The 25,261-nt window shown below is 69.9% G+C and carries 27 protein-coding genes and 1 pseudogene; 10 read left to right on the top strand and 18 right to left on the bottom strand.

Going from position 1 to position 25,261, the window contains the following annotated elements; genetic code table 11:
- Positions 1-414: 414 nt before the first annotated feature.
- Entirely contained in the window at positions 415-1,926 is a 1,512-nt protein-coding gene (locus ACZ42A_RS18210; protein WP_468528206.1) for a SulP family inorganic anion transporter, read from the top strand.
- Positions 1,927-1,983: 57 nt separating this feature from the next.
- Here ACZ42A_RS18210 and ACZ42A_RS18215 read toward each other — a convergent pair whose 3' ends face one another.
- The 3 genes from ACZ42A_RS18215 to ACZ42A_RS18225 all read right to left on the bottom strand — a co-directional run bounded on the left by ACZ42A_RS18215 (position 1,984) and on the right by ACZ42A_RS18225 (position 4,605).
- Positions 1,984-2,445, bottom strand: coding sequence for a GNAT family N-acetyltransferase (locus tag ACZ42A_RS18215; protein WP_468528207.1), 462 nt, complete (start codon positions 2,443-2,445; stop codon positions 1,984-1,986).
- Between the two features lie 54 nt (positions 2,446-2,499).
- Positions 2,500-3,027, bottom strand: coding sequence for an aspartate carbamoyltransferase (locus ACZ42A_RS18220; protein ID WP_468528208.1), 528 nt, complete (start codon positions 3,025-3,027; stop codon positions 2,500-2,502).
- A 180-nt stretch (positions 3,028-3,207) separates the two neighbouring features.
- Positions 3,208-4,605: an MFS transporter gene (locus tag ACZ42A_RS18225; protein ID WP_468528209.1), complete on the bottom strand. Its 1,398-nt coding sequence runs from the start codon at positions 4,603-4,605 to the stop codon at positions 3,208-3,210.
- 108 nt (positions 4,606-4,713) lie between these two features.
- Here ACZ42A_RS18225 and ACZ42A_RS18230 point away from each other — a divergent pair, with 108 nt between their 5' ends.
- Complete coding sequence (locus tag ACZ42A_RS18230; RefSeq protein ID WP_468528210.1) at positions 4,714-5,367, top strand: TetR/AcrR family transcriptional regulator; 654 nt, start codon at positions 4,714-4,716, stop codon at positions 5,365-5,367.
- On the opposite strand, the gene ACZ42A_RS18235 is transcribed toward ACZ42A_RS18230, so the two are convergent.
- Genes ACZ42A_RS18235 through ACZ42A_RS18245 form a run of 3 tightly spaced genes read right to left on the bottom strand, consistent with a single transcriptional unit; the run spans position 5,276 to position 5,878 of the window.
- Complete coding sequence (locus tag ACZ42A_RS18235) at positions 5,276-5,641, bottom strand: sulfurtransferase TusA family protein (protein WP_468528211.1); 366 nt, start codon at positions 5,639-5,641, stop codon at positions 5,276-5,278. The two genes, ACZ42A_RS18230 and ACZ42A_RS18235, sit on opposite strands and share 92 nt — an antisense overlap.
- Complete coding sequence (locus tag ACZ42A_RS18240; protein ID WP_468528451.1) at positions 5,607-5,684, bottom strand: PLP-dependent transferase; 78 nt, start codon at positions 5,682-5,684, stop codon at positions 5,607-5,609. The genes ACZ42A_RS18235 and ACZ42A_RS18240 overlap by 35 nt, the downstream gene beginning before the upstream one ends.
- Positions 5,681-5,878, bottom strand: a complete 198-nt coding sequence (locus ACZ42A_RS18245) for a PLP-dependent transferase (RefSeq protein WP_468528212.1) — start codon at positions 5,876-5,878, stop codon at positions 5,681-5,683. Before ACZ42A_RS18245 ends, ACZ42A_RS18240 begins: the two co-directional genes overlap by 4 nt.
- Positions 5,879-6,067: 189 nt before the next feature.
- On the opposite strand from ACZ42A_RS18245, the gene ACZ42A_RS18250 reads away from it, so the two are divergent.
- From ACZ42A_RS18250 to ACZ42A_RS18265, 4 genes are read left to right on the top strand one after another with little or no spacing between them, the layout of a single operon-like run.
- Positions 6,068-7,048, top strand: coding sequence for a GNAT family N-acetyltransferase (locus tag ACZ42A_RS18250; RefSeq protein ID WP_468528213.1), 981 nt, complete (start codon positions 6,068-6,070; stop codon positions 7,046-7,048).
- A complete protein-coding gene (locus ACZ42A_RS18255; protein WP_468528214.1) occupies positions 7,045-8,385 on the top strand; it encodes an ABC transporter substrate-binding protein in 1,341 nt (446 codons plus the stop codon). Before ACZ42A_RS18250 ends, ACZ42A_RS18255 begins: the two co-directional genes overlap by 4 nt.
- Positions 8,379-9,341 carry a carbohydrate ABC transporter permease gene (locus ACZ42A_RS18260; protein ID WP_468528215.1) on the top strand — a complete coding sequence of 321 codons (963 nt, stop codon included), beginning with the start codon at positions 8,379-8,381 and terminating at the stop codon, positions 9,339-9,341. Before ACZ42A_RS18255 ends, ACZ42A_RS18260 begins: the two co-directional genes overlap by 7 nt.
- Entirely contained in the window at positions 9,338-10,207 is an 870-nt protein-coding gene (locus ACZ42A_RS18265) for a carbohydrate ABC transporter permease (RefSeq protein ID WP_468528216.1), read from the top strand. Before ACZ42A_RS18260 ends, ACZ42A_RS18265 begins: the two co-directional genes overlap by 4 nt.
- 11 nt (positions 10,208-10,218) lie before the next feature.
- Here ACZ42A_RS18265 and ACZ42A_RS18270 read toward each other — a convergent pair whose 3' ends face one another.
- Both ACZ42A_RS18270 and ACZ42A_RS18275 read right to left on the bottom strand, forming a co-directional pair.
- Positions 10,219-13,014: a glycoside hydrolase family 2 protein gene (locus ACZ42A_RS18270; protein WP_468528217.1), complete on the bottom strand. Its 2,796-nt coding sequence runs from the start codon at positions 13,012-13,014 to the stop codon at positions 10,219-10,221.
- Between the two features lie 139 nt (positions 13,015-13,153).
- A complete protein-coding gene (locus ACZ42A_RS18275) occupies positions 13,154-14,209 on the bottom strand; it encodes a polyprenyl synthetase family protein (RefSeq protein WP_468528218.1) in 1,056 nt (351 codons plus the stop codon).
- 428 nt (positions 14,210-14,637) lie between these two features.
- On the opposite strand from ACZ42A_RS18275, the gene ACZ42A_RS18280 reads away from it, so the two are divergent.
- A complete protein-coding gene (locus ACZ42A_RS18280; RefSeq protein WP_468528219.1) occupies positions 14,638-15,645 on the top strand; it encodes a terpene synthase family protein in 1,008 nt (335 codons plus the stop codon).
- 8 nt (positions 15,646-15,653) lie between these two features.
- On the opposite strand, the gene ACZ42A_RS18285 is transcribed toward ACZ42A_RS18280, so the two are convergent.
- From ACZ42A_RS18285 to ACZ42A_RS18325, 9 genes and pseudogenes are all read right to left on the bottom strand, one after another.
- The gene (locus ACZ42A_RS18285) at positions 15,654-15,983 is read right to left on the bottom strand and encodes a cytochrome P450 (RefSeq protein WP_468528452.1); all 330 of its coding nucleotides are present in this window, start codon (positions 15,981-15,983) and stop codon (positions 15,654-15,656) included.
- Between the two features lie 14 nt (positions 15,984-15,997).
- Positions 15,998-16,240: pseudogene (locus tag ACZ42A_RS18290) on the bottom strand (cytochrome P450); the annotation flags it as partial.
- Complete coding sequence (locus ACZ42A_RS18295; RefSeq protein ID WP_468528220.1) at positions 16,237-16,359, bottom strand: hypothetical protein; 123 nt, start codon at positions 16,357-16,359, stop codon at positions 16,237-16,239. The pseudogene ACZ42A_RS18290 and the gene ACZ42A_RS18295, both read right to left, overlap by 4 nt.
- A gap of 9 nt (positions 16,360-16,368) precedes the next feature.
- Positions 16,369-16,785, bottom strand: a complete 417-nt coding sequence (locus ACZ42A_RS18300) for a cytochrome P450 (protein WP_468528221.1) — start codon at positions 16,783-16,785, stop codon at positions 16,369-16,371.
- A 46-nt stretch (positions 16,786-16,831) separates the two neighbouring features.
- Positions 16,832-18,184, bottom strand: a complete 1,353-nt coding sequence (locus ACZ42A_RS18305; RefSeq protein WP_468528222.1) for a cytochrome P450 — start codon at positions 18,182-18,184, stop codon at positions 16,832-16,834.
- 183 nt (positions 18,185-18,367) lie between these two features.
- Entirely contained in the window at positions 18,368-18,808 is a 441-nt protein-coding gene (locus ACZ42A_RS18310; protein ID WP_468528223.1) for a PPOX class F420-dependent oxidoreductase, read from the bottom strand.
- Positions 18,809-18,932: 124 nt separating this feature from the next.
- On the bottom strand, positions 18,933-19,385 hold the full coding sequence (locus ACZ42A_RS18315; protein ID WP_468528224.1) for an Hsp20/alpha crystallin family protein: 453 nt from the start codon (positions 19,383-19,385) through the stop codon (positions 18,933-18,935).
- A 30-nt stretch (positions 19,386-19,415) separates the two neighbouring features.
- Positions 19,416-19,553, bottom strand: a complete 138-nt coding sequence (locus tag ACZ42A_RS18320; RefSeq protein WP_468528225.1) for a hypothetical protein — start codon at positions 19,551-19,553, stop codon at positions 19,416-19,418.
- 103 nt (positions 19,554-19,656) lie between these two features.
- Positions 19,657-20,043, bottom strand: a complete 387-nt coding sequence (locus tag ACZ42A_RS18325) for a hypothetical protein (protein ID WP_468528226.1) — start codon at positions 20,041-20,043, stop codon at positions 19,657-19,659.
- 194 nt (positions 20,044-20,237) lie between these two features.
- On the opposite strand from ACZ42A_RS18325, the gene ACZ42A_RS18330 reads away from it, so the two are divergent.
- The 3 genes from ACZ42A_RS18330 (at position 20,238) to dnaK (ending at position 24,208) form a co-directional block, all read left to right on the top strand.
- On the top strand, positions 20,238-20,672 hold the full coding sequence (locus tag ACZ42A_RS18330; protein WP_468528227.1) for a J domain-containing protein: 435 nt from the start codon (positions 20,238-20,240) through the stop codon (positions 20,670-20,672).
- Positions 20,673-20,843: 171 nt separating this feature from the next.
- Positions 20,844-22,295, top strand: coding sequence for a lipase maturation factor family protein (locus ACZ42A_RS18335; RefSeq protein ID WP_468528453.1), 1,452 nt, complete (start codon positions 20,844-20,846; stop codon positions 22,293-22,295).
- A 38-nt stretch (positions 22,296-22,333) separates the two neighbouring features.
- Positions 22,334-24,208 (top strand): molecular chaperone DnaK, encoded by a 1,875-nt coding sequence (dnaK, locus tag ACZ42A_RS18340; protein WP_468528228.1) that lies wholly within the window; start codon positions 22,334-22,336, stop codon positions 24,206-24,208.
- Between the two features lie 109 nt (positions 24,209-24,317).
- On the opposite strand, the gene ACZ42A_RS18345 is transcribed toward dnaK, so the two are convergent.
- Positions 24,318-25,250: a ScbA/BarX family gamma-butyrolactone biosynthesis protein gene (locus ACZ42A_RS18345; protein ID WP_468528229.1), complete on the bottom strand. Its 933-nt coding sequence runs from the start codon at positions 25,248-25,250 to the stop codon at positions 24,318-24,320.
- Between the last annotated feature and the right edge of the window lie 11 nt (positions 25,251-25,261).

The raw sequence follows: 25,261 nt of genomic DNA on the forward strand, positions 1-25,261 counted from the left end.
TCTACTCGTCGCTGACGGCTTCGGCCCGGGTGGGCGCCGCCGATCTCTACTCTAACGTTAGGGTAGGGTTGCTGGTGGTGAGGGCGGCGTGCGGTTGCCCCACTGTTGCCGTGTCGGGGCCGATGGTGCCCCCGGCGAAGTTCTGATTCTTGCAGGAGAGAAGCGTGCGCGAGCCCTTGGCGCCCGGCGCCGCCGGCTGTCCGCCGTGAGGCTTCGCCTCTGGCTCTGAGTCCGGCCGCGACTCGTGCGGGCCCGCGCTCGATTCCCCTTCGATTCCCCTTCGATTCCCCTTCTTCCACCGGCTTCGTCCTCGTGCGGGGCCGTCCGCGGGGCGCCACCCGGCCCTTCCGCGTCCTCCCGCACGCCCCAGCCTGCCGAAAAGGGTGTGCCCGAGCACGACAGGTTCCTGTTCCTTTGTCCTCTCCTGCGACGACAGCGTCCCCGGCCGCTCTGCTGCGTGGCCTGAAGCCCGACTGGCTGCGTGATCCGAAGGTCTGGCGCACCGAGGTACTGGCCGGCCTGGTGGTCGCCCTCGCGCTGATTCCCGAGGCGATCTCCTTCTCGATCATCGCCGGTGTCGACCCGGCGCTGGGTCTGTTCGCCTCCTTCACGATGGCCGTGGTGATCTCCGTCGTCGGCGGGCGTCGGGCGATGATCTCCGCCGCGACCGGCGCCGTCGCTCTGGTCATCGCGCCGCTCAACCGCGAGCACGGACTGGGCCACCTGATCGCCGCGGTCATCCTGGCCGGCGTCTTCCAGGTGATCCTGGGCGCGATCGGCGTGGCGAAGCTGATGCGGTTCATCCCGCGTTCGGTGATGGTCGGCTTCGTCAACTCCCTCGCGATCCTGATCTTCATGGCCCAGGTCCCCGAGATGCGGAACGTGCCATGGCCGGTCTATCCGCTGATCATCGGCGGCCTGGCGCTGATGGTGTTCTTCCCGAAGCTCACCACCGTGATCCCGGCGCCGCTCGTCTCGATCGTCGTGCTGACCGTCATCACCGTCGCGGCGGCCATCGCCGTGCCGACCGTCGGCGACAAGGGCGCCCTGCCCTCCTCCCTGCCGGTCCCGGGCCTGCCCGACGTGCCGTTCACGCTCGACACGCTGAAGATCGTCGCCCCGTACGCGTTCGCGATGGCACTGGTCGGCCTGATGGAGTCGCTGATGACCGCCAAGCTCGTCGACGACATCACCGACACCCACTCCGACAAGACCCGCGAGTCCATCGGCCAGGGCATCGCCAACATCGTCACCGGCTTCTTCGGCGGCATGGGCGGCTGCGCCATGATCGGCCAGACGATGATCAACGTGAAGGTCTCCGGCGCCCGCACCCGCCTGTCCACCTTCCTCGCCGGCGCCTTCCTGATGGTCCTGTGCATCGTCTTCGGACCGCTCGTCTCCGACATCCCCATGGCCGCCCTCGTCGCCGTCATGATCATGGTGTCGTTCGCGACCTTCGACTGGCACTCCATCGCCCCCAAGACGCTTCGGCGGATGCCGGCCGGGGAGATCACGGTCATGGTGATCACCGTCGTGGCCGTGGTCACCACCCACAACCTGGCCATCGGCGTCGTCGTCGGCTCCATGACCGCCATGGTGATCTTCGCCAAGCGCGTCGCCCACCTCGCCGAGGTCACCGCCGTCACCGACCCCGACGGCACCACGGTCGTCTATCGGGTCACCGGCGAGCTGTTCTTCGCCTCCTCCAACGACCTCGTCGGACAGTTCGACTACGCGAACGACCCGAAGAAGGTCGTCATCGACCTGTCAGCCGCGCACATCTGGGACGCCTCCTCGGTAGCCGCCCTCGACGCCATCGAGACCAAGTACGCCCAGCGCGGCAAGACCGTCGAGATCACCGGCCTCAACACCCCCAGCGCCGATCTCCACGGCAAGCTCAGCGGCGAACTCACCGCCAGCCACTGACTCCGGCCGTGAGACAGCGAAGACCGATCACGCCCGCATGCGTTTGCACTGATCCGCTCATGGCTCCGCCCGTGATCCGCCGGCCCCGTCGCTCGCGCCCATGACGCGGTACATGCCGACCGAGTTGTGCGAGGCGGTGTCGGAGAACCCGAACTTTTCGTAGAGGACGCGTGCGGGGCCGTCCGCGATCAGCGAGACGTAGGCGGTGGCGGGTGCCCGACGCTCCAGTTCCTCGGTGAGTGCGGCCATGATGCGCTTGCCGAGGCCGCGGCCCTGGTATGCGGGGTGTACGCAGATGTCGACGATCTGGAACGCGGTGCCGCCGTCACCGATGATGCGCCCCATGCCGATGGGCACCCCCTCGTGGTGGAGGACCACCCCGTGCCATGTGTTGGGCAGGGCCAGCGCGACCGCTGCGGGGTCCTTGTCCGAGAGACCGGCATCGGTGCGCAGGCGGCGGAAGACCTCGACGGAGGGCACACCCACGCTCAACTCGTACGGGTCGTTCAAGCTGTCCACTTCCGATCCTGCGATGTGTGCGGTGACGGCCTGCCGTGGTGCTCGGCTGGTTGGTCAGTGGCCGGCCTCGGCGTGGTCGCCGTGGTCGCTGAGCTGTGCTTCGAACCAGTCGTGCAGCGCGTCGACCAGCGCGGGCTCGTCGGTGGTGTAGGTGAGGGTGGCCCCGTCGGGCCGCTCCCGGTAGCGCACCTCGATGCGTTCGTAGCCGTCTTCCAGATCCGCCAGGCCCGGCATGCTCTCGCCGTGGATCTGGGCGGGGTCGCCGAAGTCTCCCTCGCTGAACGCTCTGGCTTCCTGCTGGAGATGAGTGCGTATGAGGTCGACCTGCTTGGCGTCGTCGGCCTGATCGGCGACGACGTCCTGGACCCCGCCCGTCTCGGTGGGGGTGAAGTGGTGGGTGGTCTCTTCCAGGTCGAAGGGCATCACGGTCCGACCGCGCTCGGCGACCGCTTCCTGCCGACTGGTTGGCCCGTCGTCGCCCTCTTGCTGCGTGCCGCCGATCAGGAGGGCTGCGCCCAGTGCCGCGCCGACAGTTGCCGCGGCGATGCCGGCCGTCAGCAGCCGACGCTTGCCGTACCTCATTCATTGCCTCCGTGAGCACTTCGAGGGCGTGCGGTTCGCCCGTTCCGTTTGTGGGTGGATTCGCTGCGATGCGGTGGCCGACAGGGTGCATCGGAGGGTCTTCGGCTTGGGCTACGCCGCGGCTGTGGAAGTGCTGGGCGTGGCCCGTCCGTGCCGACCCCCCGGCCTGTCGGCTTGGGTTTACTGGTGCCTGGCGGGGATCAGCCAGAGAGCGATGACGGCGGAGGCAGCGGCCATGGCCGTGGCCACGAGGAACGCGGCGTCGAAGCCGGAGGCGGTCTGGGCGCCGGCGTGGGCGGCGATGCTCGTGGCGGCGGCGCTGGAGACGGCCGCGGCGCCGGCCGAGGCGCCGAACTCATGGAAGGTGCTGACGATGCCCGACGCCACACCGGCCTCGTGCGGGGCGACGCTGGCGAGTGCGGTGGCGGAGGCGACGACGAACAGTGCGCCCAGTCCCGCCGCCGCGACACTCACGCCGGTGACCATCGCGGTGGTCCCGGACCACAGCACCGGAACGAGGAACCCGGCGGCCGCGACAGCCAGGGAGAGCACAGCCAGCAGCCGTGCTCCCAGACGGCCGATCACGCGCCCGGCGGCTGCGGCTGCGGCCATGGTCAGCAACGCCACCGGCAGGAACAGCACCCCGGTCGTCAGGGCGCCGTGGCCCTGGCGGTTCTGGAGGTAGAAAGAGCCGAGGAAGAAGGCCCCCACCATCAGCGCCGTGGTGACAGCGATCACGAAGGTGCCCGCCACCACCGGGCGCCGGCCCAGCAGACGCAGATCCATCAGCGGTGCCGCCGCCCGGCGTTGCCAGACGGCGAAAGCCGCGTAGCCGGCTGCCGCGGCGGCGACCAGGGCAACCGTGACGATGTTCAGCCAGCCGTGGTCGCCGGCACGGATCAGGGCGTAGATCAGGGCGCCGGTCGCGGCGGCGACCAGAGCAGCGCCGGGTCCGTCGAGGGAGCCGGTGGCCGCGCGGGGCAGGCGGGGCAGGATCCGGGCGAGCGAGACGAGGACGATCAGGCCGACGGGGACGTTGACGAAGAAGACCCAGGCCCAGCCCGGACCTGCCGTGATCAGCCCGCCCAGCAGCACGCCGAGGGCGGCACCCCCGCCACCGAGCGCCGACCAGATACCCAGCGCGCGGTTGCGCTCGTCGCCGTCGAACAGCCGCACCACCACGGAGAGTGCGGCAGGCGAGAGCATCGCGGCGCCCGCCCCCTGAGCGATTCGCGCGGCGAGCAGTAGCGGGGCGCCGGTGGCGAGTCCGGCTGCCAGCGACGCGGCGGTGAACACGAAGAGCCCGGACAGTACGACCCGCTTGGGACCGAACAGGTCCGCGGCCCGGCCGCCGAGAAGCATCAGACTCCCGAACGTGAGGGCATATCCGCTGACCACCCAGGTCAGCGCCGCGCGGCCCAGGTCCAGTTCCGCGCCCATGTCAGGGAGAGCGATCGCGACCACGGTGATGTCCAGGATCAGCATCAGCTGGGCCAGCCCCAGCAGCCCCAGGGCCGGCCAGCGCAGCGGATGCGGTGCATCCGCTGCGCGCGTGGTGGTGGTTTCCGTGTCGCTCATGACGCTCACCCCTCGTGAATGACTAAGTCGTACAGCGATGTTCAGGTTATACACCCGGGGGGTATAATCCAAACAGTGCTGTACGACTTGCTGCGGTACTGTGGGCGCATGGGCAGCAAGAGCACCCCCAAACGCGCCGACGCCCTGCGCAGCATCGAGGCGATCGTGCAGGCCGCGGCCGAATGCCTCGGACAGAACCCGGAGGCGAGCCTGAGCGAGATCGCCCGGGCCGCAGGCGTGGGCCGGGTGACGCTGTACGCGCACTTCACCTCCCGGGCAGAGGTCGTCGACGCGGCGATGAGCCGCGCCATCGACCGGGGCAACGAAGTACTGGACACGGTCGACCTGACCGGTGACCCGCGTCTCGCCCTGGCGCGCTACATCGAGGCCGGCTGGCACCTGGTGGACCAGGCACGGGCGCTGCTCGCCGCCGCGCAACGGGAACTTTCCGCCGGACGCATCCGCGAACTGCATGCCGGGCCCGCCGCCCGAGTCGAGGCGCTGGTCGCCCGTGGCCGCGCCGAGGGAGCCTTCCGTACGGACCTGCCGATCGCCTGGATGGTCAATGTCCTGCACGCAGTCATGCACAGTGCGGCAGAGGAGATCCGCGCCGGCCGTCTCACCTCCGAACGCGCCGCCGACCACATCACCGCCACCGTGCTCGCCGCCTTCACACCCCCAGGCAAACCGGTACCCGAGAGACCGGCGGCGGAGCCCGCCCGTACCCCGCGCCGAAGAAGCCGCGGCTCCGAGGAGTCCTAGTCGTCGGCGGTTCGTCCTCGGAGAGGGACCCGAGGCAGGTGTGGCCGGTCATGTGGCACCAGGCGGGCAGGTCGAGCGGGGCGGCCGGGTCGGTGGCGATGACGTGCACAACGGTGCCTGGCACGGCGCCGTCGATCTCCTTGCGCAGGCGGAGCAGGAGGGTGACGCAGAGCAGGTCGGTGCCATCGACGGTGATGTCGGGGCCCCTCGGGCACCGAGCTGGTGAGCAGAGGGGAGTGTCAGGCGGCGGCGAGGGCCTGGGCGAGGTCGGCAATGAGGTCGTCGGCGTCTTCCAGACCGACGGACAGGCGGATCATGCTGTCGGCGATGCCGCCGGGCCCGGGTAGTTGACGCGGGCCACGCGCGGGTGCGTGGGGAGGAAGGCGGCGACAGCCGCGGCCGTGTCGTTCTGTGCGCGGACGCGGACGGGGAGGCTGCGGATGGAGCGGGCCGGCAGGAACGCGGTCTCGGGGGCGATGACCCGGCCGAGGTTCTTGCGCCGTCCCACCACCGGCGCCAGCAGCTCGGATCGGCCGATCAGCGCGCGGCGGTGATGCCCCCTCCGGCCGCCGGGCAGGGACGCCAGTTCGTCACTGTGCTCGCACGATCGGCCGATCCCCAGGCCGAGGTCTGGCTCGTTGACACGTGCAGCAGCGCTCGACGCCGTCCCTGACCGGTGTATGGAAGGGCAATCCCGCCGATGACCGATCGCACAACGACATCCCGGGCCGACATCCGTGGCTTTCGCGCGGGCGACGGACCGCGGGTGGTGGAGGTGTGGCGGCGCAGCGCGCCGGCCGACCCCGTCACCGCGGACCGCTTCCGCTCCCTGGTGCTGCTCGACGCCAACTTCGATCCGGAGGGTCTGCGGGTCGCCGTCGAGGGGAACCGTGTCGTCGGTGCGGCCTACGCGGTGCGCCGTCTGACGCCGATGACCGGCACCGACCTGGAGCCGGAGCAGGGCTGGATCCCGTTCTTCTTCGTCGACCCGGCCGCCCGCGGGCGCGGCCTCGGCCGCCGGCTGCTGGCCGACGCCCTCGACTGGCTGCACGGCCACGGCCGCACCCGGGTGGACTTCTCCTCGTACACCCCGAACTACGTCCTGCCCGGCCTGGACGCCGAGACGTACCCGGAAGCGGCCCTGCTCCTGGAGTCCCTGGGCTTTCGCACGCTGTACGAGGCGGAGGCGATGGACCGGGGCCTGGTGGGCTATCGCCTCCCGGAGGACGTCGCGCGCCGCGTGGCGGAACTGACGGCGCGGGGCTACCGGTTCGCCACCCCGTCCGACGACGACCTGGTGGATCTGTTCGCGCTCGCCGGGAGCCACTTCGGTCCGGACTGGGCGTGCACGATCCGGGCCTGTCTGGCCGCGGGCACGCCGCTCGACCGGATCGTCGTCGTCCGGGACCCTTCGGGCCGCATGGTCGGCTGGGCGATGCACGGGGCGTTCGACGCGGTGGACGAGCGGTTCGGCCCGATCGGCGTGCTGGAGGAGATGCGCGGCATCGGACTCGGCGAGGTCCTCCTGCACCTGGTCCTGGAGAGGATGCGGGCGCGCCGCGCGCACTCCGCGTGGTTCCTGTGGACCGGCGCGCAGTCCCCGGCAGGCCACATGTACCGCAAGACCGGCTTCACCACGACCCGGGTGTTCCGCGTGATGCGCCGGGAGGTCGCCGAATGACGCCCGCACGCCGCACCAGCGGCCTGAGCCGCCGTCACTTCGCGCTTGCGCTCCCGTCGGCGCTGCTCGCCTCGGGATGCGCCGCGCCGCACCAGGGCACCGGGCGGCCCGGGGATCCCATCGTCCTCACCCTGCTCTCCCACTACGCGAGCGGCGTGCTCAAGGAGGCCCTGCAGGGCCCGGTCGACGAGTGGAACGCGACCCACGACCGGATCAAGGTGCAGACCAAAGCCGTCGAGTTCACGGACCTGCTGACGACGTTCATGGTCCGGCAGGCCGCGGGCCTGGGCGCCGACATCCTCCACTCGTACTGCCTGTGGAACGGCCAGCTCGTCCAGGCCGGCGTCCTGAGCCCCGCTCCGCCCGAGTACGCCGAGGAGATCACACGCGGCTACGGCGAAGCCGCGGTCGACGCCGCCTTGGTGGGCGGCCGGGTCTACGGCTACCCGACCGAGGTGCAGACGTACGCCCTCTACTACAACAAGCGGCTGCTGCGCGAAGCCGGCATCGACGGCCCGCCACGCACCTGGCGGGAACTGGAGGAGACCGCCTACCGCACCGCCAGGCGCGACCGGTACGGCAACACACTGGTCCAGGGCTTCGGGCTGTCGACCGCCGACGACTCCACCACCGTCGGCCAGACACTCGCCCTGCTCCACGCCGCCGGCGGCAGGTTCCTCTCCGAGGACGGCAGGAGCACCGCCATCGACTCGCCGGCCGGACGGGCCGTGTTCGATCTGGAGCACCGCCTCGTCACCAGAGGCGCGAGCGCACCGGGTGTCAACGTCTACAAGGCGTTCCGGTCCGGGCAGGTCGCCATGGTGGTCAGCGCCGGCTGGTGGACCGGCAGCCTGAAGACCCTGATGGGCGAGGACTATCGCGACGTCGGTGTCGCGCCGCTGCCCCTCCCCGAGGCGGACGGCAAGCGCGCCACGCTCTCCACCGGCTTCATGCTGGGTGTCAACGCGGCCGGCAAGCACCCGCGCGCGGCCTGGGAGTTCCTGCGCTGGCTCAACACCGAGAAAGTGAACGTCACCGGCGCCAAGGAAGGTGGCACAGCGACTCGGATGAGCTCCCTCCAGGTGTCGGTCGGCTCCCTGACCGGCCGCGCCGACGACATGCGCACACTCCTGGGCGCGCACGGCGACGCGAACCTGCGCCCCTTCCTGGACGCGCTGGCGTACTCGGTGCCGGAACCGAACGTGCCCGGCGCACAGCAGGCCAAATCCCTGCTGCGCAAGAACATCGAGGAGCTGTGGACCGGTCAGCAGTCGGTCGACCAGGCACTGCGCACCACCCGTCGTCAGGTCGACCGAGAGGTGTCGCGCTCATGGTGAACACGCTGACGACGACGGCGACCGAGCGGGCGGCGCCCGGCACCCGCTCCGCCGGGCCCGCCGTCGACGGCCGCGCCCGGTCCCGGCGCCGCCAGGCCGTCGTCGCCTATCTCTTCCTGGCGCCGGCGTTGCTGTTCTTCGCCGTCTTCCTGGTCCTGCCGCTCGGTTTCGCGCTGCTGCTGTCGATGTCCCGCTGGGCCGGGTTCGACCTCGGCGGCATCCAACCGGTCGGCACGGACAACTTCACGGGCCTCTTCGCGGACGGATCCACGTTCCTGGCGCCAATCCTCACCAACACGCTGCTGTTCGCCCTGGGCACCGTGGTCCTCGCGCTCGCCGGCTCCGTCGTCGTCGCCACCTGCATCGACAACCTGAGGTTCCAGGGTCTGTGGCGCACCCTGTACTTCCTGCCGATCGTGACGACCGTCGTCGCCGTCGGCAACGTGTGGAAGTACATGTACGAGCCGGGCGGCCTCGTCAACGGCGTCCTCAACGCCCTCGGGCTCGGCTCGGTGGCCTTCCTCCAGGACCCGGACACCGCGCTGCCCTCGGTCGTGGTCGTCCACGCCTGGGCCTCGGTCGGCTCGGCGATCCTCGTCCTGACCGCCGGGCTGAAGTCCATTCCCGAGGCGTACTACGAGGCCGCCGCGCTCGACGGCGCCGGGCCGGTCACCGTCTTCCGGAAGATCACACTGCCGCTGCTGCGGCCGTCCCTGCTGCTCGTGTGCGTCACCCAGTTCATCAGCGGCCTGCAGTCGTTCGCGTTGATCATCGTGATGACCAAGGGCGGGCCGGGGGACGCGACCAACGTGGCCGGCCTGGAGATGTACCGGCAGGCCTTCTCGTACGGCCACTGGGGCCCTGCGAGCGCCGCCGCCTTCGTCCTGTTCGTGGTGGTCCTCGTGGTCACCCTGGTGCAGTTGTGGATCTACCGGCGCAAGGGGGAGGACGCATGATCCGCCGCCGTTTTCCGTGGTTCTCGTCTCTGGTGGTCGTGACCGGCGCCGTGCTCACGGTGGTGCCGTTCCTCGACATGGTGATGACGTCGTTCAAGGGGGCCGGTGAGGCCGGCACGCTGCCGTACCGCTTCCTGCCCCAGGCGTTCGAGCTGTCGAACTACCGGGCGGCGATCGACCAGCTCGATCTGCCGGTGCTCTTCCGCAACAGCGTCGTCGCGACCGCCGTGATCACCGGGTCGGTCCTGTTCACGTCATCGCTCGCCGGCTACGCGCTCGCCAAACTCCGCTTCCCCGGCCGGAACTTGATCTTCCGACTCGTGCTGTCGACGATGATGTTCCCCCCGTTCCTCTTCTTCATCCCGCACTTCCTGATCGTGGTGCACTGGCCACTCGCGGGCGGCAACGACCTGTTCGGGCGCGGGGGCGCGGGCCTGACCGTCAGCATCGCCGCGCTCGCCATGCCGTTCCTCGTCAACGGCTTCGGGATCTTCCTGATGCGCCAGTTCGTGGTCTCGATCCCGGACGAGGTCCTGGAGGCCGCGCGCATCGACGGTGCCGGCGAGTTCACCGTGTGGTGGCGGATCGTCGTGCCGCAGACCAGGCCGGTGCTGCTGACGCTCGGTCTGCTGACCTTCGTCCATGCGTGGAACGAGTACCTCTGGGCGCTGCTCATCTCGACCGCCAACCCGGACGTGATGACCCTGCCCGTCGGCATCCAGCTCCTGCAGGACTACGTGGACCCGACCCGCACGATGCCGATCGTCATGGCCGGTCTCGTCCTGAGCGTCCTGCCGGTGCTGATCCTCTTCCTGCTGCTGCAGAAGTACTACATCCGCGGCGTGATGCTCAGCGGCCTCAAGTGAGCCACGTCGCGTCAGCCGGACGGGACGGTGACGGTCCGGGCGTTCCAACCGGAGACACGGACGCGTGGGGCGCCGTCCTCGACTGTCCGATGCGAGGCCACCAATGTCACCGACTCGCCCGGCCACAGGCTGATGTGATTGTCGTTCCAGTGGATGGGCAGCGTGGGAGTCCTCCCGTCCGCGGAGACCAGGTCGACGTCGGTGAGCAGAGCGGGGGCGTTCGTGGTCCCCGGGTGGCGGAGGGTCACGGTCGTCGTCGATGTGCCGGACCTGGTTGCCGTCGTCGTGGCCGTCACGTCCAAGGTGACCCGCGGCATCGAGTTCAGTCCGGTCAGGTCGGCGTAGGAGGTGGTGGGGGTGTGGTACCAGTCGGTGCGGGCATAGTCGAGGACGTCGTCGCGGGTGGACAGCCAGTAGACGTTGCGGCTCAGTTCCCGGCCGGTGGTGTCGGTGAGCTGCAGCCGGGCCAGGTACGTGGTCGCCAGGCCCGGGACCTTGTCCGGGAGGGTCAGCGAGGTGGTGGTCACACCGCGGGCTTCGACGTCGACACCGGTCACCGCGCGGTCGTACTTCTCGGTCCCGTCGGTGTTGAAGAGCGTGACCCGGGCCTTCAGCCCCGAGGCGGCGGTGCCGCGGTTGTTGACGATGCTCACCGTGCGGTTGTCGTAGCCGTACTGGATGTGGAGGGGTTCGTTGGCCTTCTTCGCGCCGAAGTAGGCCCCGTTCTGGTCCAGATAGCGGTCGATGAGCTGCCAGTGGAGGGAGGTCCAGCCGCTGTTGAGCATCCAGTAGATGACGCCGGTCGCGGGGGCGGTGGTGTCCTTGGCGTTGCGGGAGTACGCCTCGAACTGCGCCCGGACGTTCTCGTACTGGGCGAGCTGCGCCTTGCGCACGTAGTCGCCGAGACCGGTCGGGGGTCCGTAGCGGCCGGCGAGCGCGGCGTTGTACAGCTTGAGTGTCGAGAACGCGGATGAGGGAGAGCGGTGGTACTGCGGAGCGGAGGGTTGCTTCCAGAGGGTCTCCAGCTCGGCCGGGGTCATCATCCGCCGCAGTGTGTCGAGGGTGGGGATGCTCGGGCCGGCGCTGGTCTCGGAGTTGAAGCCGGTGGCTCCTCCTTCGCGTTTGTCGTACCAGTAGCCGGGCGGTACCCAGTCGTAGGGGCCGGTCATCCGCATCCCGGAGCGGCCGGTGACGGGTGTCGACTTCCCGGAGGCGGAAGGGATCACGGGCACGTTCCAGTCGGCGCCCCGCAGCGCTTGGAGGTATTCCGACTCGATCTCGGCGTTGGGCGCCGCGTCGCTGCCGATCAGGAACGAGATCACGCTGGGGTGGTGGCGCAGCCGGGCCGCCTCGGCGGCCATCGACGCTTTCGCGACCGCGTGGTCGGCGGCGTCCCACCTCTCCCCGGACTCCGAGCGGTTGACCTCCCCTTCCCACTTGTTGCAGCACTCCCAGCCGGCGATGGTGAGGATGCCGTACCGGTCGGCGAGGTCGAAGAACTCGTCGGGCTCGAGGTGGCCTTCCAGGCGCAGCGTGTTCAGGCCCAGGTCGCGGACGTACCGCATGCGGTGCTCGGCGTAGGCGTGGTCCCAGCGCAGGAACTCGTCGGGGGACCAGCCCGCGCCCTTGATCAGCAGCGGGCGGCCGTTGATCCGGTACTGGCGCGCGCCGTCGGCATTGATCGGTGCCTGAACGTCGCGGATACCGAAGGTGGAGTGCGCGGTGTCGGAGGTGACCCCGTCGACCCTCACGGCCAGGTCGAGGTCGTACAGGGGCTGCCCGCCCATCCCGGCGGGCCACCATACGCGTGGCGACGCCACATGAAGTCCGGGGTGGTCGGCCGGGGAGAAGACCACGGTCCGGCTCTCCCCGGGTTCCAGCGTCACCTGCCGGCTGAGGGCCGCGGGCCCCGCGTTGCCGGAGAGGAGCGCCGTGACGGTGTCGGGTGAGTCGTTGCGCAGGCGGGCCTTGACGGTCAGGTCCGCGGAGGCGAGCGACGGCACGGCCAGGTCGGTCACGACGTGGGCGTCACGGAGGACCACCGGGCCGCTGCGGCGGACGACGACGTCGCGGACGATGCCCATGTTCCCGTCCGGCGGCGGCTGCAGCCAGTCGAGCCAGCCCACGGTGAGATGCTTGCGCGGGTCGTTGGGCTGCACCCGGAAGGCGACCGTGTTGGTGCCCGGCCTGACCAGGTCGGTGATGTCCAGCTCGTGCCGGGTGTAGGTGCCGGCGACCGTGCTCGCCGTCGAGACCTGACGGCCGTTGACGAAGACGTCGGCGGCAGAGGTCACCCCGCTGAAGTCGAGGTAGGTACGACCTGCCCGGCTGTCGTCGACCGAGAAGTCGGACCGGTACCACCACGGGACCTTGAAGTCGGCGGCAGGGATCAGCTTCTGGTTGGTGGAGTGGAATGGGTCGGGGTGGACGCCGGCCGCCAGCAGGGCGGCGAGGACGGTGGAGCGAGGGCCGGCCTGGTACCAGCCCTTCGTCGGATAGCCGGGGCTGGACACCTCGGCCGCCGGGTCCGTCACCACGGCCGTCGACTGGATCATGAACCTTGACAGAGCCATGCCGGAGTCATGCCCGATGGTGACCGCGGCGGCAGCCGGCGCACCGATCGCCGCCCGGCCGGTGAAGCCGACCGGGCTGAGGGCGGGGGCCAGGAAGACAAGCAGGCCGAGGAGGGCGCAGACGACGGACCGGCCGGGCACCCAGGCCCGGCGGTGTGACGGACCACGGGCCGGAATGGACGCGAACGGGTAACCAGGGCGGCACGGTGAGACCCTGCCCAGCAGTTGAGGCATGCCGTTCAGCATGGTGACGAAACCCTGACAGCCGACGCTCCACATGCCGAGCGTCGCCCGATCGCAGCAACCGAGGAGCGCGGGGAGGAGTAATTCCGAGGTCCTCGACCGGATGACGCGAGTGTGTGGCTGACAGACGTCAGGTGGCGCGTTGCTGTGCGGCCCGGGCCGTCTCACGCAGTGCGGCGTCGACGGGTGCCGGCAGGCGGGCCTGATCCAGGCCGCGCAGGGCCTGCCGGTAACGGTCGTGGATCATCTCCTCGACCCGGTCGCGGGCGCCGCAGGACTCCAGCACCGCGCGGATCTCCGCCGCCTGATCCTCGTCCATGCCGGGATCACCGAGTCGGCGGCGCAGCAGACTCCGCTGGGCGGGTGTGCAGTGCCGCAGGGCGCATGCCGCGAGCGCGGTGTGTTTGCCGGAACGCAGGTCATCCAGGACCGACTTGCCGGTCTGCTCGGGATGGCCGAAGGTGCCCAGCAAGTCGTCCCGCAGTTGGAACGCCTCCCCGAGCGGTAGAGCGAAGGCGCTCAGCGCCCGGTACAGCTCGGGCGGGGCACCGGCCAGTGCGGCGCCGACGTGGAGCGGCCGCTCGACGGTGTATTTCGCCGTCTTGTACCGGGCGATTCGCAACGCCGTTGTGACGCTGTCCGTGGGACGGCCCTCAGTGATGACATCCAGGTACTGCCCGTAGACGATCTCCGCGCGCATCCTGTGCACGATGGGCATGACGGCTGCGCACCGCTCGGTGGACGCCACGGCGTGTTGCAGCAGTTCGTCCGACCAGGCCCACGCCAGATCACCGGCGAGGATGGCCGCGCTGGTCCCCAACCGCCCGGCACCGCCGCGCCTGCCGCGCCCGTGCCGCTCCGCCAGCGCGCAGTGGACCGTGGGCCGACCACGGCGCCGGTCGCTGCCGTCCATCACGTCGTCATGGATCAGGGCGAAGGCGTGGAACAGCTCCAGCGAGGCGGCCACCTGAAGCACCGGTGCCGGAGCCCTGCCGGCCCCACCGGCCGCGTACCAGCCCAGCGCGCACAGCAGCGGACGGATGCGCTTGCCACCAGAGGTGACAAGGTTCTGCACAGCGCCCGCCAACACTCCCAGCTCGGGCTCTTCCGCCGTGCCCCGTGCCTTCGCTGCCAGGAACGTGCCCAGCGCCGCGTCGACCCTGCGGGCGATGTCCCGCACATCCACGCCGGCACTGGGAGAAACCGTTACCTCGGGCACGACAGCCGACCACACGTCGTCGCGCTCAGTCTCATGGCATTGACATTTCCCGCACCGGCCGACCCGGTAAGCCACAAGGCTGGGCGCAGCGGTTGCGTTCCCGGACCGGCGGGAGCACATCGGGCTCGCGGACGTCTCGGAGAAGACCGCACCGCCCGGCTGTGCGGCGTGCGTGCGCGGATGCACCACACCGCGCCCCCCACCTGCGAAGAGCCGGGCACGTAGCGCTGTCGTCGGCCGGGCATACCCAGAGACGGACGGTGGCTCGTGTCGCGAAGGGACTTGGGGGTATGGCGGTGGTGGCCCAGGGCGGAGAGGAGGCACTGGAGGTCACAGTGACAATCCCGCCTCGCTATTGCCCGCTTCCTTCACCGGCGCATCCCGGGGCCGCGGACATGACGGAGCGCGGGGGGCGCTGGCTCAACGGCTTCGGGCTGTGCCGGAAGGAGCCCGAGCGGTCGCGGATGCTGAACAACGACTGCGGGGAGTTCTACGGGCGGATCATGCCGCAGGCGCCGCAGGAGCGGCTGCAGTTGGCGGTGGACTGGTGCACCGTGATGTTCGCCTTCGACGACGTTCACTGCGATGAGGGCGCGGCCAGCATGCGACCGGGGGACTTCGCCGACGTCGCCTCGCGCGTCGTGCGGGTTCTTCAGGTGCCGGAGGCGGTGATGGGGCGGCCGGGGGATGCGTTCCTGGCAGCGGTGCGTGACCTGGCGGAGCGAGGCCGTACATGGGGTACTCCGGTGCAGCTGGCGCGCGTGGTGGAGGGGCACCGCGGGTGGTTCTACGGCGTCCTGTGGGAGTTCGGGTGCCGGATGCGGGATCGTACGCCCGCGCTGAACGACTACGCGCACATGCGGCAGCACACCGCGGCCGGCCCGGCGACCTTCAGCTGGACGGAGATCGTCGACGGCGAGGAGATCCCGGAGCGGGAGATGGCGTCACCGGCGGTGCAGGCGTTGCGGGAGCTGGCGTTCACCACGGCGGCTTTCGACGATGATCTGTTCTCCTACGGCAAGGAGCAGTGGCTCGCCGCGCGCAGTGAGCACAGCAACGGGTGCCGGCTGAATCTGGTGGACATTCTGATCGAGGAGCGCTCCCTCTCCCTCGCGGAGGCGTTGGACGAGGCGGTGGCGCTGAACAACCGTCTCACGGCGCGGTTCGTGCAGTTGCGTGACCAGGTGCTGCCCGGGGCGAGCGGTCCGCTGCGCCTTCACCTGGACCACCTGTCGACCCTGATCAGGGGCAACCTGGAGTGGGGCCTGCGCGCCGGGCGCTACACCAACCCCGACGGCCGTCATCCCGGTGCCGTGGTCACCACCGGCTCCTTCACCGAGGCGGCACCGCCCGCGGGGCCGCCCGCGATTCCGTCGCTGTCGTGGTGGTGGGAGCGCCTGTAGCCGGGGGATCAGCGAGTCGTCACCGTCATGCGCAGGCTGCTGGGGCGTGGATGGATGCCGTTGATCTCACGGACGGTCTCGCCGGGGGCCAGGCGCAGTCGCCAGCGGGGCAGCAGCATCGCGACGGCGGTCAGCATCTGCGCCCAGGCGAAGTGTTCGCCGATGCACCGGTGGCGGCCCTCGCCGAACGGGGTGAGGGCGCCGGGCGGCAGTGGCTTGGCCGCCTCGGGCAGCCAGCGGTCCGGCTCCAGTCGTAGCGGGTCCGGGTAGAGGCCAGGGTCACGCTGAATGGTGGGCGGGCTGTAGCCCGGGTGTAGTCCAGCCCCTTGCCCTTCCAGTCCTCCGGCACCGCGGTGCTGGTCTCGGCCACCACCCTTTCTTCGACATCAGGGTGGAGGGCCAGGTCGTGGAAGAACCAGGCCAGGGTGGCCGCGGTGGTGCCGGCTCCGGCGATGAAGACGCTGAAGGCTTCATCGTGCACCTGCTTCGGCGACATGGGCTCGCCGGTCGCCGGATCGCGGGCGGTCAGCAGCAGGCTGATCAAGTCGTCTCCTCCAGGCTCGGCGAGCCGGCGGGAGACGACCTCACCGATCATCCGATGGATGGCGCGGCTGGTGGCCGTTGGCGGACGGCCTCGTCGGTGCTGTAGCCGAACAGAGCGTCGGTGGTGTTGCGGATGACCAGGTCGGTCATGGCCTGCTGCACATCGACCACCTGCCCTTGCTACCAGGAGTCGCTCAGGCGGGCCGTGTTGCGCTGCATCACGGCGGAGTAGGCGGTGACGCCGCTGCGCCGCAGGGCCGGCTGCATCAGGCGGCGTTGCCGGCGGTGGAGGTCTCCCTCGGACGACAGCGGCCCGTTGCCCACGAGTTCGCGGCCACGCTCGAAGAGGATCCCGCGGGCGATCCTGTCGGCGTCGGTGACGAGCACGGCGTGGACGTACCCGGGCCTGTTGAGGATGTACATCGGGGTGGTGCCGATGTGGATCCGTACGACATCGCCCAGCTCGTGGACGGACCGCAGGAAGGCGAAGGGCCGGTTGAGCAGCGGCAGGGCGTGGCCCAGGAGGGGGAGCCGTCCCGGCGCGGAGGGAAGGTCGGCAAGTCGTCGTGGTGGGGTGGCGGCTTGTTCGGTCACCATCGTCTTCCTCAACGGGTGTCGGCAGGGCCGGAAGTCGTCCAGGGCGTCAGCGGCCGCGAGGAGTCAGGACCAGCCCGACGCGGCCGACAGGCGGCAGGGCCACCGCCAGACGCGGGCGGGGGTCAGCGGTCAGATGGATGTCGTACCGGCTCAGCACGGTGGCCAGGACCAGCACCGACTCCATGGCGAAGAACGCCTGCCCGACGCACTGGTGGGCACCGTCCCCGAAGGGCAGGTAGGCCAGCGGATGCCGTTCGCGCACGGCCTGCTTCTCGAACCGGCCGGGATCGAAGCGCAGCGGGTCGGGCCAGAACTCGGGCAGCCGGTGGGTGAGATAGGGGGAGATGACCAGCGTGCTGCCGGCCGGCACCGGCACCCGGCCGACCACGTCGTCCTCCCTGGCGACGCGGGGGACTGCCCAGGCCATGGAGTAGAGCCGCATGACCTCGGCCATGACCTGCTGGGTGAACACGAGTTTCCGTACGTGCTCGGGGCGTGGTGGCCCCCCGGCCAGTACCTGGTCGGCCTCCTGGCGCACCCGGGCCGCGGTGTCCGTATGCCGGGCCAGCAGGACCCAGGCCCAGGTGAGCGTGAGGGCGCTGGACTCCGAACCGGCCACGAACAGGGCCACGATGTCCTGGCTGACATGCTCGTCGCTCAGGGGCTGTCCGTCAGCTCCCCTGCCCCGCAGCAGGGCGCTCATCAGGTCCGCGCCGTCATCGCCCTCCCGGCGGGCCCGGTCGATCACCGGCAGCAGCATCTGGTTGATGACGCGGGTGGCCCCCAAGAACGCCCGGTCGCCGGGCATCGGCACCCTGATCGGGACGAAGGGCATCGCCATGCGCCACAACAGCGATCCCAGCGCCGTGGCCACCTCCCCGCCCAGCCGGTCGCACTGGGCCGCGCTGATACGGGAGCCGAAGAAGACCGGGTTGATCACCCGGTGCACCAGCCGCGTCATCTCCACGACCGCGTCCACCGGCCGGCGCCGTGCCCGGTCGGCCAGCTCCTCCACCGCCTGGGCGACCGAGGCGGCGATCTGCTCCCCCGCCTGCTGGAGATACGAGCCCGACATGGCCTTGCGCAGGATGTCACGGCTGGCCAGCCAGCCCGCCCCCTCACCGGCGATGCCCTGGCCGGTCAGCCGTCCCAGGGCCTCCCACATCGCCGCCCCGCGGACGTAGTTCTCCGCGCCGTCCCGCAGCACATGCCGCAGATGGTCGGGATGCGTGACCAACAGTGGCTGAAAAGGGCCCAACCCCAGCCGGATCACCGCTCCCCGGGCCTCCCGGCCGACCCCCTCCACCAGCCCCAAAGGCCCCCTGCGCACCACCCCAGCCACCACACGGTGAAGGGGCACGTCATGAACATGGCCACGGCCACCGGTGGGCGCGCGCATCGAACCCCGCCTTCAGACTCCGAACCGGGCCCGAGCGCACCCGGAGACAGCCACGGACTCAACGGCGTCTTACCCGGACACACCAGCCGTATATGGGTGTCCCCAAGGGGAGCGCGGAAGCACGACCGTCTCACCCCCACACAGCAAGCGCCCTGGCACGGCACACGCGCGTAACCCGGCGCGCTATGCCGGCGGTAGTGCTCCCCGGCGGAACTTGTCGACGCCGTTCACACGGCGGACGTGGTGTGGCTCGATGTAGACCGCCACGCGGGTCTCGCCGGGGACCAGCCACGGGAAGGTCTCGGTGCCGAGGTACTTCCGGGCGAGGCGGTCCATGACACGCACGGCGGGCGGACCCTCGACGAACCGGACGGCGTGGCCCCGGATCTCCACGCGGTGATAGGGGTTCTCCGTGTCCATGCAGGACAGGGACAGCCGGGGGTCGCGTCGCAGGTTCTCCTCCTTCACCCTGCCCATCGAGGTGTTGACGACGATCAGGTCGTCCTCCAGGTCGGCCCACATGGGGGTCAACTGTGGTGAACCGTCCGGGTTGAGCGTCGCCATCTGCCAGAACCTCGCCTCGGTGAGCCACGTGCGCGTGATGTCGTCCAGGGTGATCGGCATAGGGCTGCTCCTCGTTCGGGGGCCGGACGGTTGCCTCCCTACCCGGGTTCGTGGCGACGGACTCCGGATCAGACGGACTCCCCCGACCGCGTCGGTGGCCGGGGGAGTCGTGGAGGAGGGAAGGTCAGCTGGTGATCTCGATACGCCGGGGCTTGGCCTTCGTCACCTTCGGGATCGTGACGGTGAGCACCCCGTCGGCGAGTTCGGCGGTGACCTGCTCTTCGTCGGTGTCCTGGGGCAGCGTCACCCGGTAGTCGAACTGGCCGGTACGCCGTGTGCGGCTGCGCAGCACGCCGGTGCGCTCCTTCTCCTTGATCTCGCCGTGCACGGACAGCTCGCCGGCGTCCAGCTCGACGGTGAGGCCGTCCCTCTTCACACCGGGCAGGTCGACCTCGACGACGTAGGCGTCATCGGTCTCCTCGACATCGGCCAGCGGCGCCCACGACTCACCGAACAGCCCACCGCCACCAGGAACGGCGGACTGCCACAGCTGCCCCATCCGTTCGTACAGATCCTGGAACTCCCTGAACGGATCCCAGGCCGGACGGCTCTGCTCACGTCGTACAGGAAGCGTCATGTCCGATCATCTCCCTCTGGAGGGCTTGGGCTACTCGGGCCCTTCTGTCGGGACCTCGTACGTCTTGGTCCAGGTGGCCCCGCAGCGGCAGGAGGAGTGCTCCACGAGCTCACCGTGCTCGGTGACCCCCAACCCTTGGCTGACGCGGACGTGCACGTGCTCGGACATGGGCGGACTCCCTCTTCACAAGCCTGGCGACTTGATGACAGCTGAAGCCCCCATTCTCCGCAGACGGGACAAAGCACGCGTATGAGCTGTGTCACATCAGCCCTCAGTGGTCGGCGGGTGAGGTGGCCGGCCTTTCCTGCCGGGGCTGCTCATGGGCGTTCGCTTCCAGCGGTGGCGCGTCATGCCGGTCGGTGCGGTACTGCTCCCGGGGCGTGGTGATCCTCTGCCGGGGGGTGTCGACGGGACCGGGCGGGACGGGGATGGGGCGGCGGGCGGTGAGACGGCCCACCCAGCGGCGGCCGCAGATGGGGCAGGGCGGAGCGCCTTCCGGGGCGTAGGGAGACGGCGCGCCGTGGCCGTCGCGGATGAAGTACTCCCACTCGTCCCCCTTCTCGTCGCGGTAGTGCTGCACGTCGTAATCGACGCTCCACTTGTGCCAGCAGTGGCCGCAGGCGAACTCCACGCGCTCGACAGCCAGCTCGGTGATCATCGGCTTGCCTCCCTTCGGGTGGCCGTCGGCTCCTCGGTGCGACTGATCTCGATCTCGCTCTTCCGTTTCATCGCTCTCATCGCCCATATACCTCAAACCCGGCATATTGACAACGAGTGAGCGAAGTTGTAAGCGGTCCTCGTGGGGGACTCGTGCGATGTGGGCGGGCGGAGCCGCCGCGGGAGGTGAGGGTGATGCCCGGGCAGCAACCTCGGCGCGATCACTACGCGGTCCTCGGCGTCCCGCGTTCGGCCTCGGCGCAGCAGATCACCTCCGCCTATCGCAGGCTCGTGCGGTCGCTGCACCCCGACACCCGGCCGGAGGATCCGGCGGCGGCGCAGGGCCTCGCCGACGTCCTCGCCGCCTACGCCACGCTGCGGGATCCGCGGCGACGCGCGGCATACGACGCCGCGCGGAGCGCTCCGGTGCCGAGTGCGCCCGTCGGCCGGCCGGTGCGCGTCCACGTCCGCGTCACGCGGACCTCCGCGGCACGGCCGGCGTCCTCGAGTCGGGCGCGGCACGAGACGTACGACCTGTTCACGATCCCTCCCCTGGTGTGGGACGACCGCGGGCTCATCATGTGGGTGCTGCGGCATTGGCTGCGGCGGACGGATATCTGGCCGCGATAGGCGGCGGTGCCGCAACGCCGGACAACGGGCGCATGCCTCCCTCCGTCTTTTCTCCCCTTCCCTCCTGGTTCGTGCACTGCTCTGGCGAGTGCGTTGGCGTAAACTTGAGTCGATCGGTAGCAACTATCCTTAGCGCGAGAAGTGGCGATCCCCTCGACCGGGGAGGGCGTCGTGGAGTGGTTCACGGATGCCGATTACTGGCTGGGCAGGCTGCTGTTCCAGCGCGGCTTGGCCGTGGCCTATCTCGTCGCGTTCCTGAGTGTGGCCGCCCAGTTCCGCGGGCTGATCGGCGAGCACGGACTGCTCCCGGCGCCGCGATTTCTGGCAGCGGTCGGCTTCAGGCAGGCGCCGAGCATCTTCCACCTCCACTACTCGGACCGTTTCTTCGCCGCCGTGGTGTGGACGGGGGCGGCCCTGGCCGCGGCCCTGGCGGCGGGAGCGGGTGACCTGGTGCCGCTCTGGGCGTCGATGCTGATGTGGGCGGTGCTGTGGGCGCTGTACCTGTCGGTCGTCAACGTCGGTCAGAGCTGGTTCGCGTTCATGTGGGAGTCGCTGCTGCTGGAGGCCGGCTTCCTCGCGATCTTCCTCGGCAACGACGACACCGCTCCGCCGGTGCTGGTGCTGTGGCTGCTGCGCTGGCTGCTGTTCCGGCTGGAGTTCGGGGCCGGGCTGATCAAGCTGCGCGGTGACCGGTGCTGGCGCGACCTGACCTGTCTCTACTACCACCACGAGACCCAGCCGCTGCCGGGCCCGCTGAGCTGGTTCTTCCACCACCTGCCCCGGCCCGTGCACCGGGTGGAGGCCGCGGCCAACCACTTCGCCCAGCTCGTGGTGCCGTTCGCGCTGTTCGCTCCGCAGCCTGTGGCCAGTGCGGCCGCCGGGTTCGTGATCGTCACCCAGCTGTGGCTCATCGCGTCCGGGAACTTCGCCTGGCTGAACTGGCTGACGATCGTGCTGGCGCTGCCCGTCGTCGGCGGTGCGCACACCACCGATGCCCTGGGCCTGCCCGGACCGCCTCGGTTCGCGACCGCGCCCGCGTGGTACGAGGGCATGGTGCTGGCGGTCACCGTCCTGGTGGCGGTGCTCAGCTACTGGCCGGCTCGGAATCTGCTCTCGCGGCACCAGCTGATGAACGCCTCCTTCACTCCGCTGCACCTGGTCAACACCTACGGCGCCTTCGGCAGCATCGGCCGTCATCGCTACGAGCTGGTCATCGAGGGCACCGACGAGCCGGAGATCACCGACGCCACGGTGTGGAAGGAGTACGGCTTCAAGGGCAAACCGGGCGACGTGCGACGCCTGCCGCCGCAGGTGGCGCCGTACCACCTGCGTCTGGACTGGCTCATGTGGTTCGCCGCGCTGTCGCCCGCGTACGCGGGGCCCTGGCTCCCGGCCCTCCTCGTCGCGCTGCTCGACGGCAACCGCGCCGTCCTGCGACTGCTGCGCGGCAACCCGTTCCCCGCCGCGCCGCCCACCTACGTACGGGTCCGCCTCTACCACTACCGGTTCACCAGTTGGCGACGACTGCGCACGACGGGCACCTGGTGGGAGCGCACGCACGTGGGCGACTACGTCCCGCCCGTCACCAAGGCGCCCAAGGAGGTGGAGACCGGAATTCCCTGACAGCCCCAAGACGATGGACACAGAGGGAGGAGACAACCATGGCACGCGCAGTGGGAATCGATCTCGGCACGACGAACTCGGTGGTCTGCGTGCTGGAGGGCGGAGAGCCCACGGTCATCACCAACACGGAAGGGGCGCGGACCACCCCGTCGGTGGTCGCCTTCGCCAAGAACGCCGAGGTGCTGGTCGGAGAGGTGGCCAAGCGCCAGGCCGTCACCAACGTGGAGCGCACCGTGCGTTCCGTCAAGCGCCACATGGGCGACGCGACGTGGCGGTTTCCGGACACGGGCAGCGTCGACGGCAAGCGCTACACGGCTCAGGAGATCTCCGCGCGCGTCCTGCAGAAGCTGAAGCGGGATGCGGAGGCGTACCTCGGTGAGGACGTCACCGACGCCGTGATCACCGTCCCGGCGTACTTCAATGACTCCCAGCGCACGGCGACCAAGGAAGCCGGTGAGATCGCCGGGCTGAAGGTCCTGCGGATCATCAACGAGCCCACGTCCGCCGCACTGGCCTACGGCCTGGACAAGGAGAGCGACCAGACGGTGCTCGTCTTCGACCTCGGCGGCGGCACCTTCGACGTGTCGCTGCTCGAGATCGGCGAGGGCGTGGTCGAGGTGAAGGCCACCAACGGCGACACGCACCTGGGCGGCGACGACTGGGACCAGCGGATCGTCGACCACCTGATCAAGCAGTTCAAGAACGGCTACGGCGTCGACCTCGGCAAGGACAAGATGGCCGTGCAGCGGCTGCGCGAGGCCGCCGAGCGGGCCAAGATCGAGCTGTCGTCGTCCTCCGAGACCACGATCAACCTGCCGTACATCACGGCCTCCGCCGAAGGGCCGCTGCACCTGGACGAGAAGCTCACGCGCGCCCAGTTCCAGCAGCTGACGGCCGACCTGCTGGAGCGGTGCACAGGCCCGTTCCACAGCGCGATCAAGGACGCCGGGATCAAGGTGTCCGACATCGACCACGTCATCCTGGTCGGTGGCTCGACGAGGATGCCGGCGGTGACGGATCTGGTGCGGGAGCTGACGGGCAAGGACCCGCACAAGGGCGTCAACCCCGACGAGGTCGTCGCCGTGGGCGCCGCCCTGCAGGCCGGTGTGCTGAAGGGTGAGGTCAAGGACGTCCTGCTGCTGGACGTCACTCCGCTGTCCCTCGGTATCGAGACCAAGGGCGGCATCATGACCAAGCTGATCGAGCGGAACACGACGATCCCGACGAAGCGCTCCGAGATCTTCACGACGGCCGAGGACAACCAGCCGTCCGTGCAGATCCAGGTCTACCAGGGCGAGCGCGAGATCGCGGCGTACAACAAGAAGCTCGGCATGTTCGAGCTGACCGGTCTGCCGCCGGCGCCGCGTGGTGTCCCGCAGATCGAGGTCTCCTTCGACATCGACGCCAACGGCATCATGCACGTCACGGCGAAGGACCTCGGCACCGGCCGGGAGCAGAAGATGACCGTCACCGGCGGCTCCTCGCTTCCGAAGGACGACATCGACCGCATGATGCGCGAGGCCGAGCAGCACGCCGAGGAGGACCGGCGTCGCCGTGAGGCGGCCGAGACCCGCAACCAGGCCGAGCAGGTCGCCTACCAGACCGAACGGCTGCTCACCGACAACGCCGACAAGATCCCCGCCGACGTCAGGGGCGAGGTCGACAGCGCTCTGGGAGAGCTCAAGCAGGCGCTGAAGGCGGAGCCGGCGGACACCGCAACCCTGCGGCAGGCCACCGAAAAGGTCACCGCCGCGGCCCAGAAGGTGGGCACCGCCATGTACGCGCAGGCGCAGGGCCAGCAGGCTGCCGGCGGCGCGGGTGGTGGCGAGGCAGGTACAGCCGGGCAGGACGAGGACGTCGTCGACGCCGAGATCGTCGACGACGACAACAAGCGGCAGGAGGGCTCCGGATGACACACCCGAGCGACCCGGGCGGCGCCCACCGCCCGTGACACCGCCCGGTGCCGCCCTCGCGGCGACACCGGGCGGTGGCGGCGCGTCTTGTGCTCACAGCCTCAGTGGCTCACTGACCAGACGGCCGGAGACGGGTCGTCACGACGCAGGAGAAGACGAGTTCGCCGGACTGGTGTGCCTCGACCTTGATCCGTCCGTCGCCCTGGGCGTCGTGCGGGAGGGGCTTCGTGGTGATCATGCAAGGCTGGTCGAACTCCACGTACCGCAGGAACGTGGTGTCCAGGGCGACGGGCACCGCCGCCAGGGTGCCGGCCTCGGCGACCGCGGCCTGGCCGGCTGCCTCGAGCAGCACCATGCCCGGCACGTGATCGTGCGGGTGGTCGAAGAGCACGCGATGCGAGGTGTCGACGCGCAGTTGCCAGCAGTGCGGCTGAGGAGTGGGGGAGAGCACCACGTTGCGTTCGTGGGTGCGGCCCACGAGCGACGCCGGCACGGGGGCGGTGAGGGGGATCGCCCGTGCGAAAGCCTCTCTCGCGTTGGCGTAACGGCCGCGCAGACGGTCGTATATGACCGAGGGGTGGGCGCTGTAGCGCAGCGCCGCCGTGCCCAGCTGCATGTCGCCCCGGGTCGCCACGACGCGGGAGGCCAGGTGCACGGAGCCCATCCGGCGCCGCTTGACCTCGGTGTGGTTGATCAGGAGTTCCACCTCCACCGGGTCCGAATTCACGGACAGCGCCCGGGGATCGACGGTGGAGCGTATATGCTCCCAGCCGAGCCGATGGGCGAGGGGTATGTCGTGCACGGTATGCGTGAGCAGGGCTAACGCCTGGCGGAAACTCTCCGTCGCGAGAAGGGGGCTGTAGCGGTCACCTTCGATGTAGAAGTCGTGCTGCTGAGGCCACCGTACGGTGACGACCTGGCAGTCCTCCGAGAGGGAGCGCCAGCCCGTGACCAGCGCTTCGTCCGGAACCGACTTGCCCACCAGCGTGCTGTGTGTGAGGGAACCGAGTGGGCCCGACTGTGTGGCGTTCATGGAGGTCATGACGAGTTTTC

The organism is Streptomyces sp. NPDC030838 (assembly GCF_055572035.1).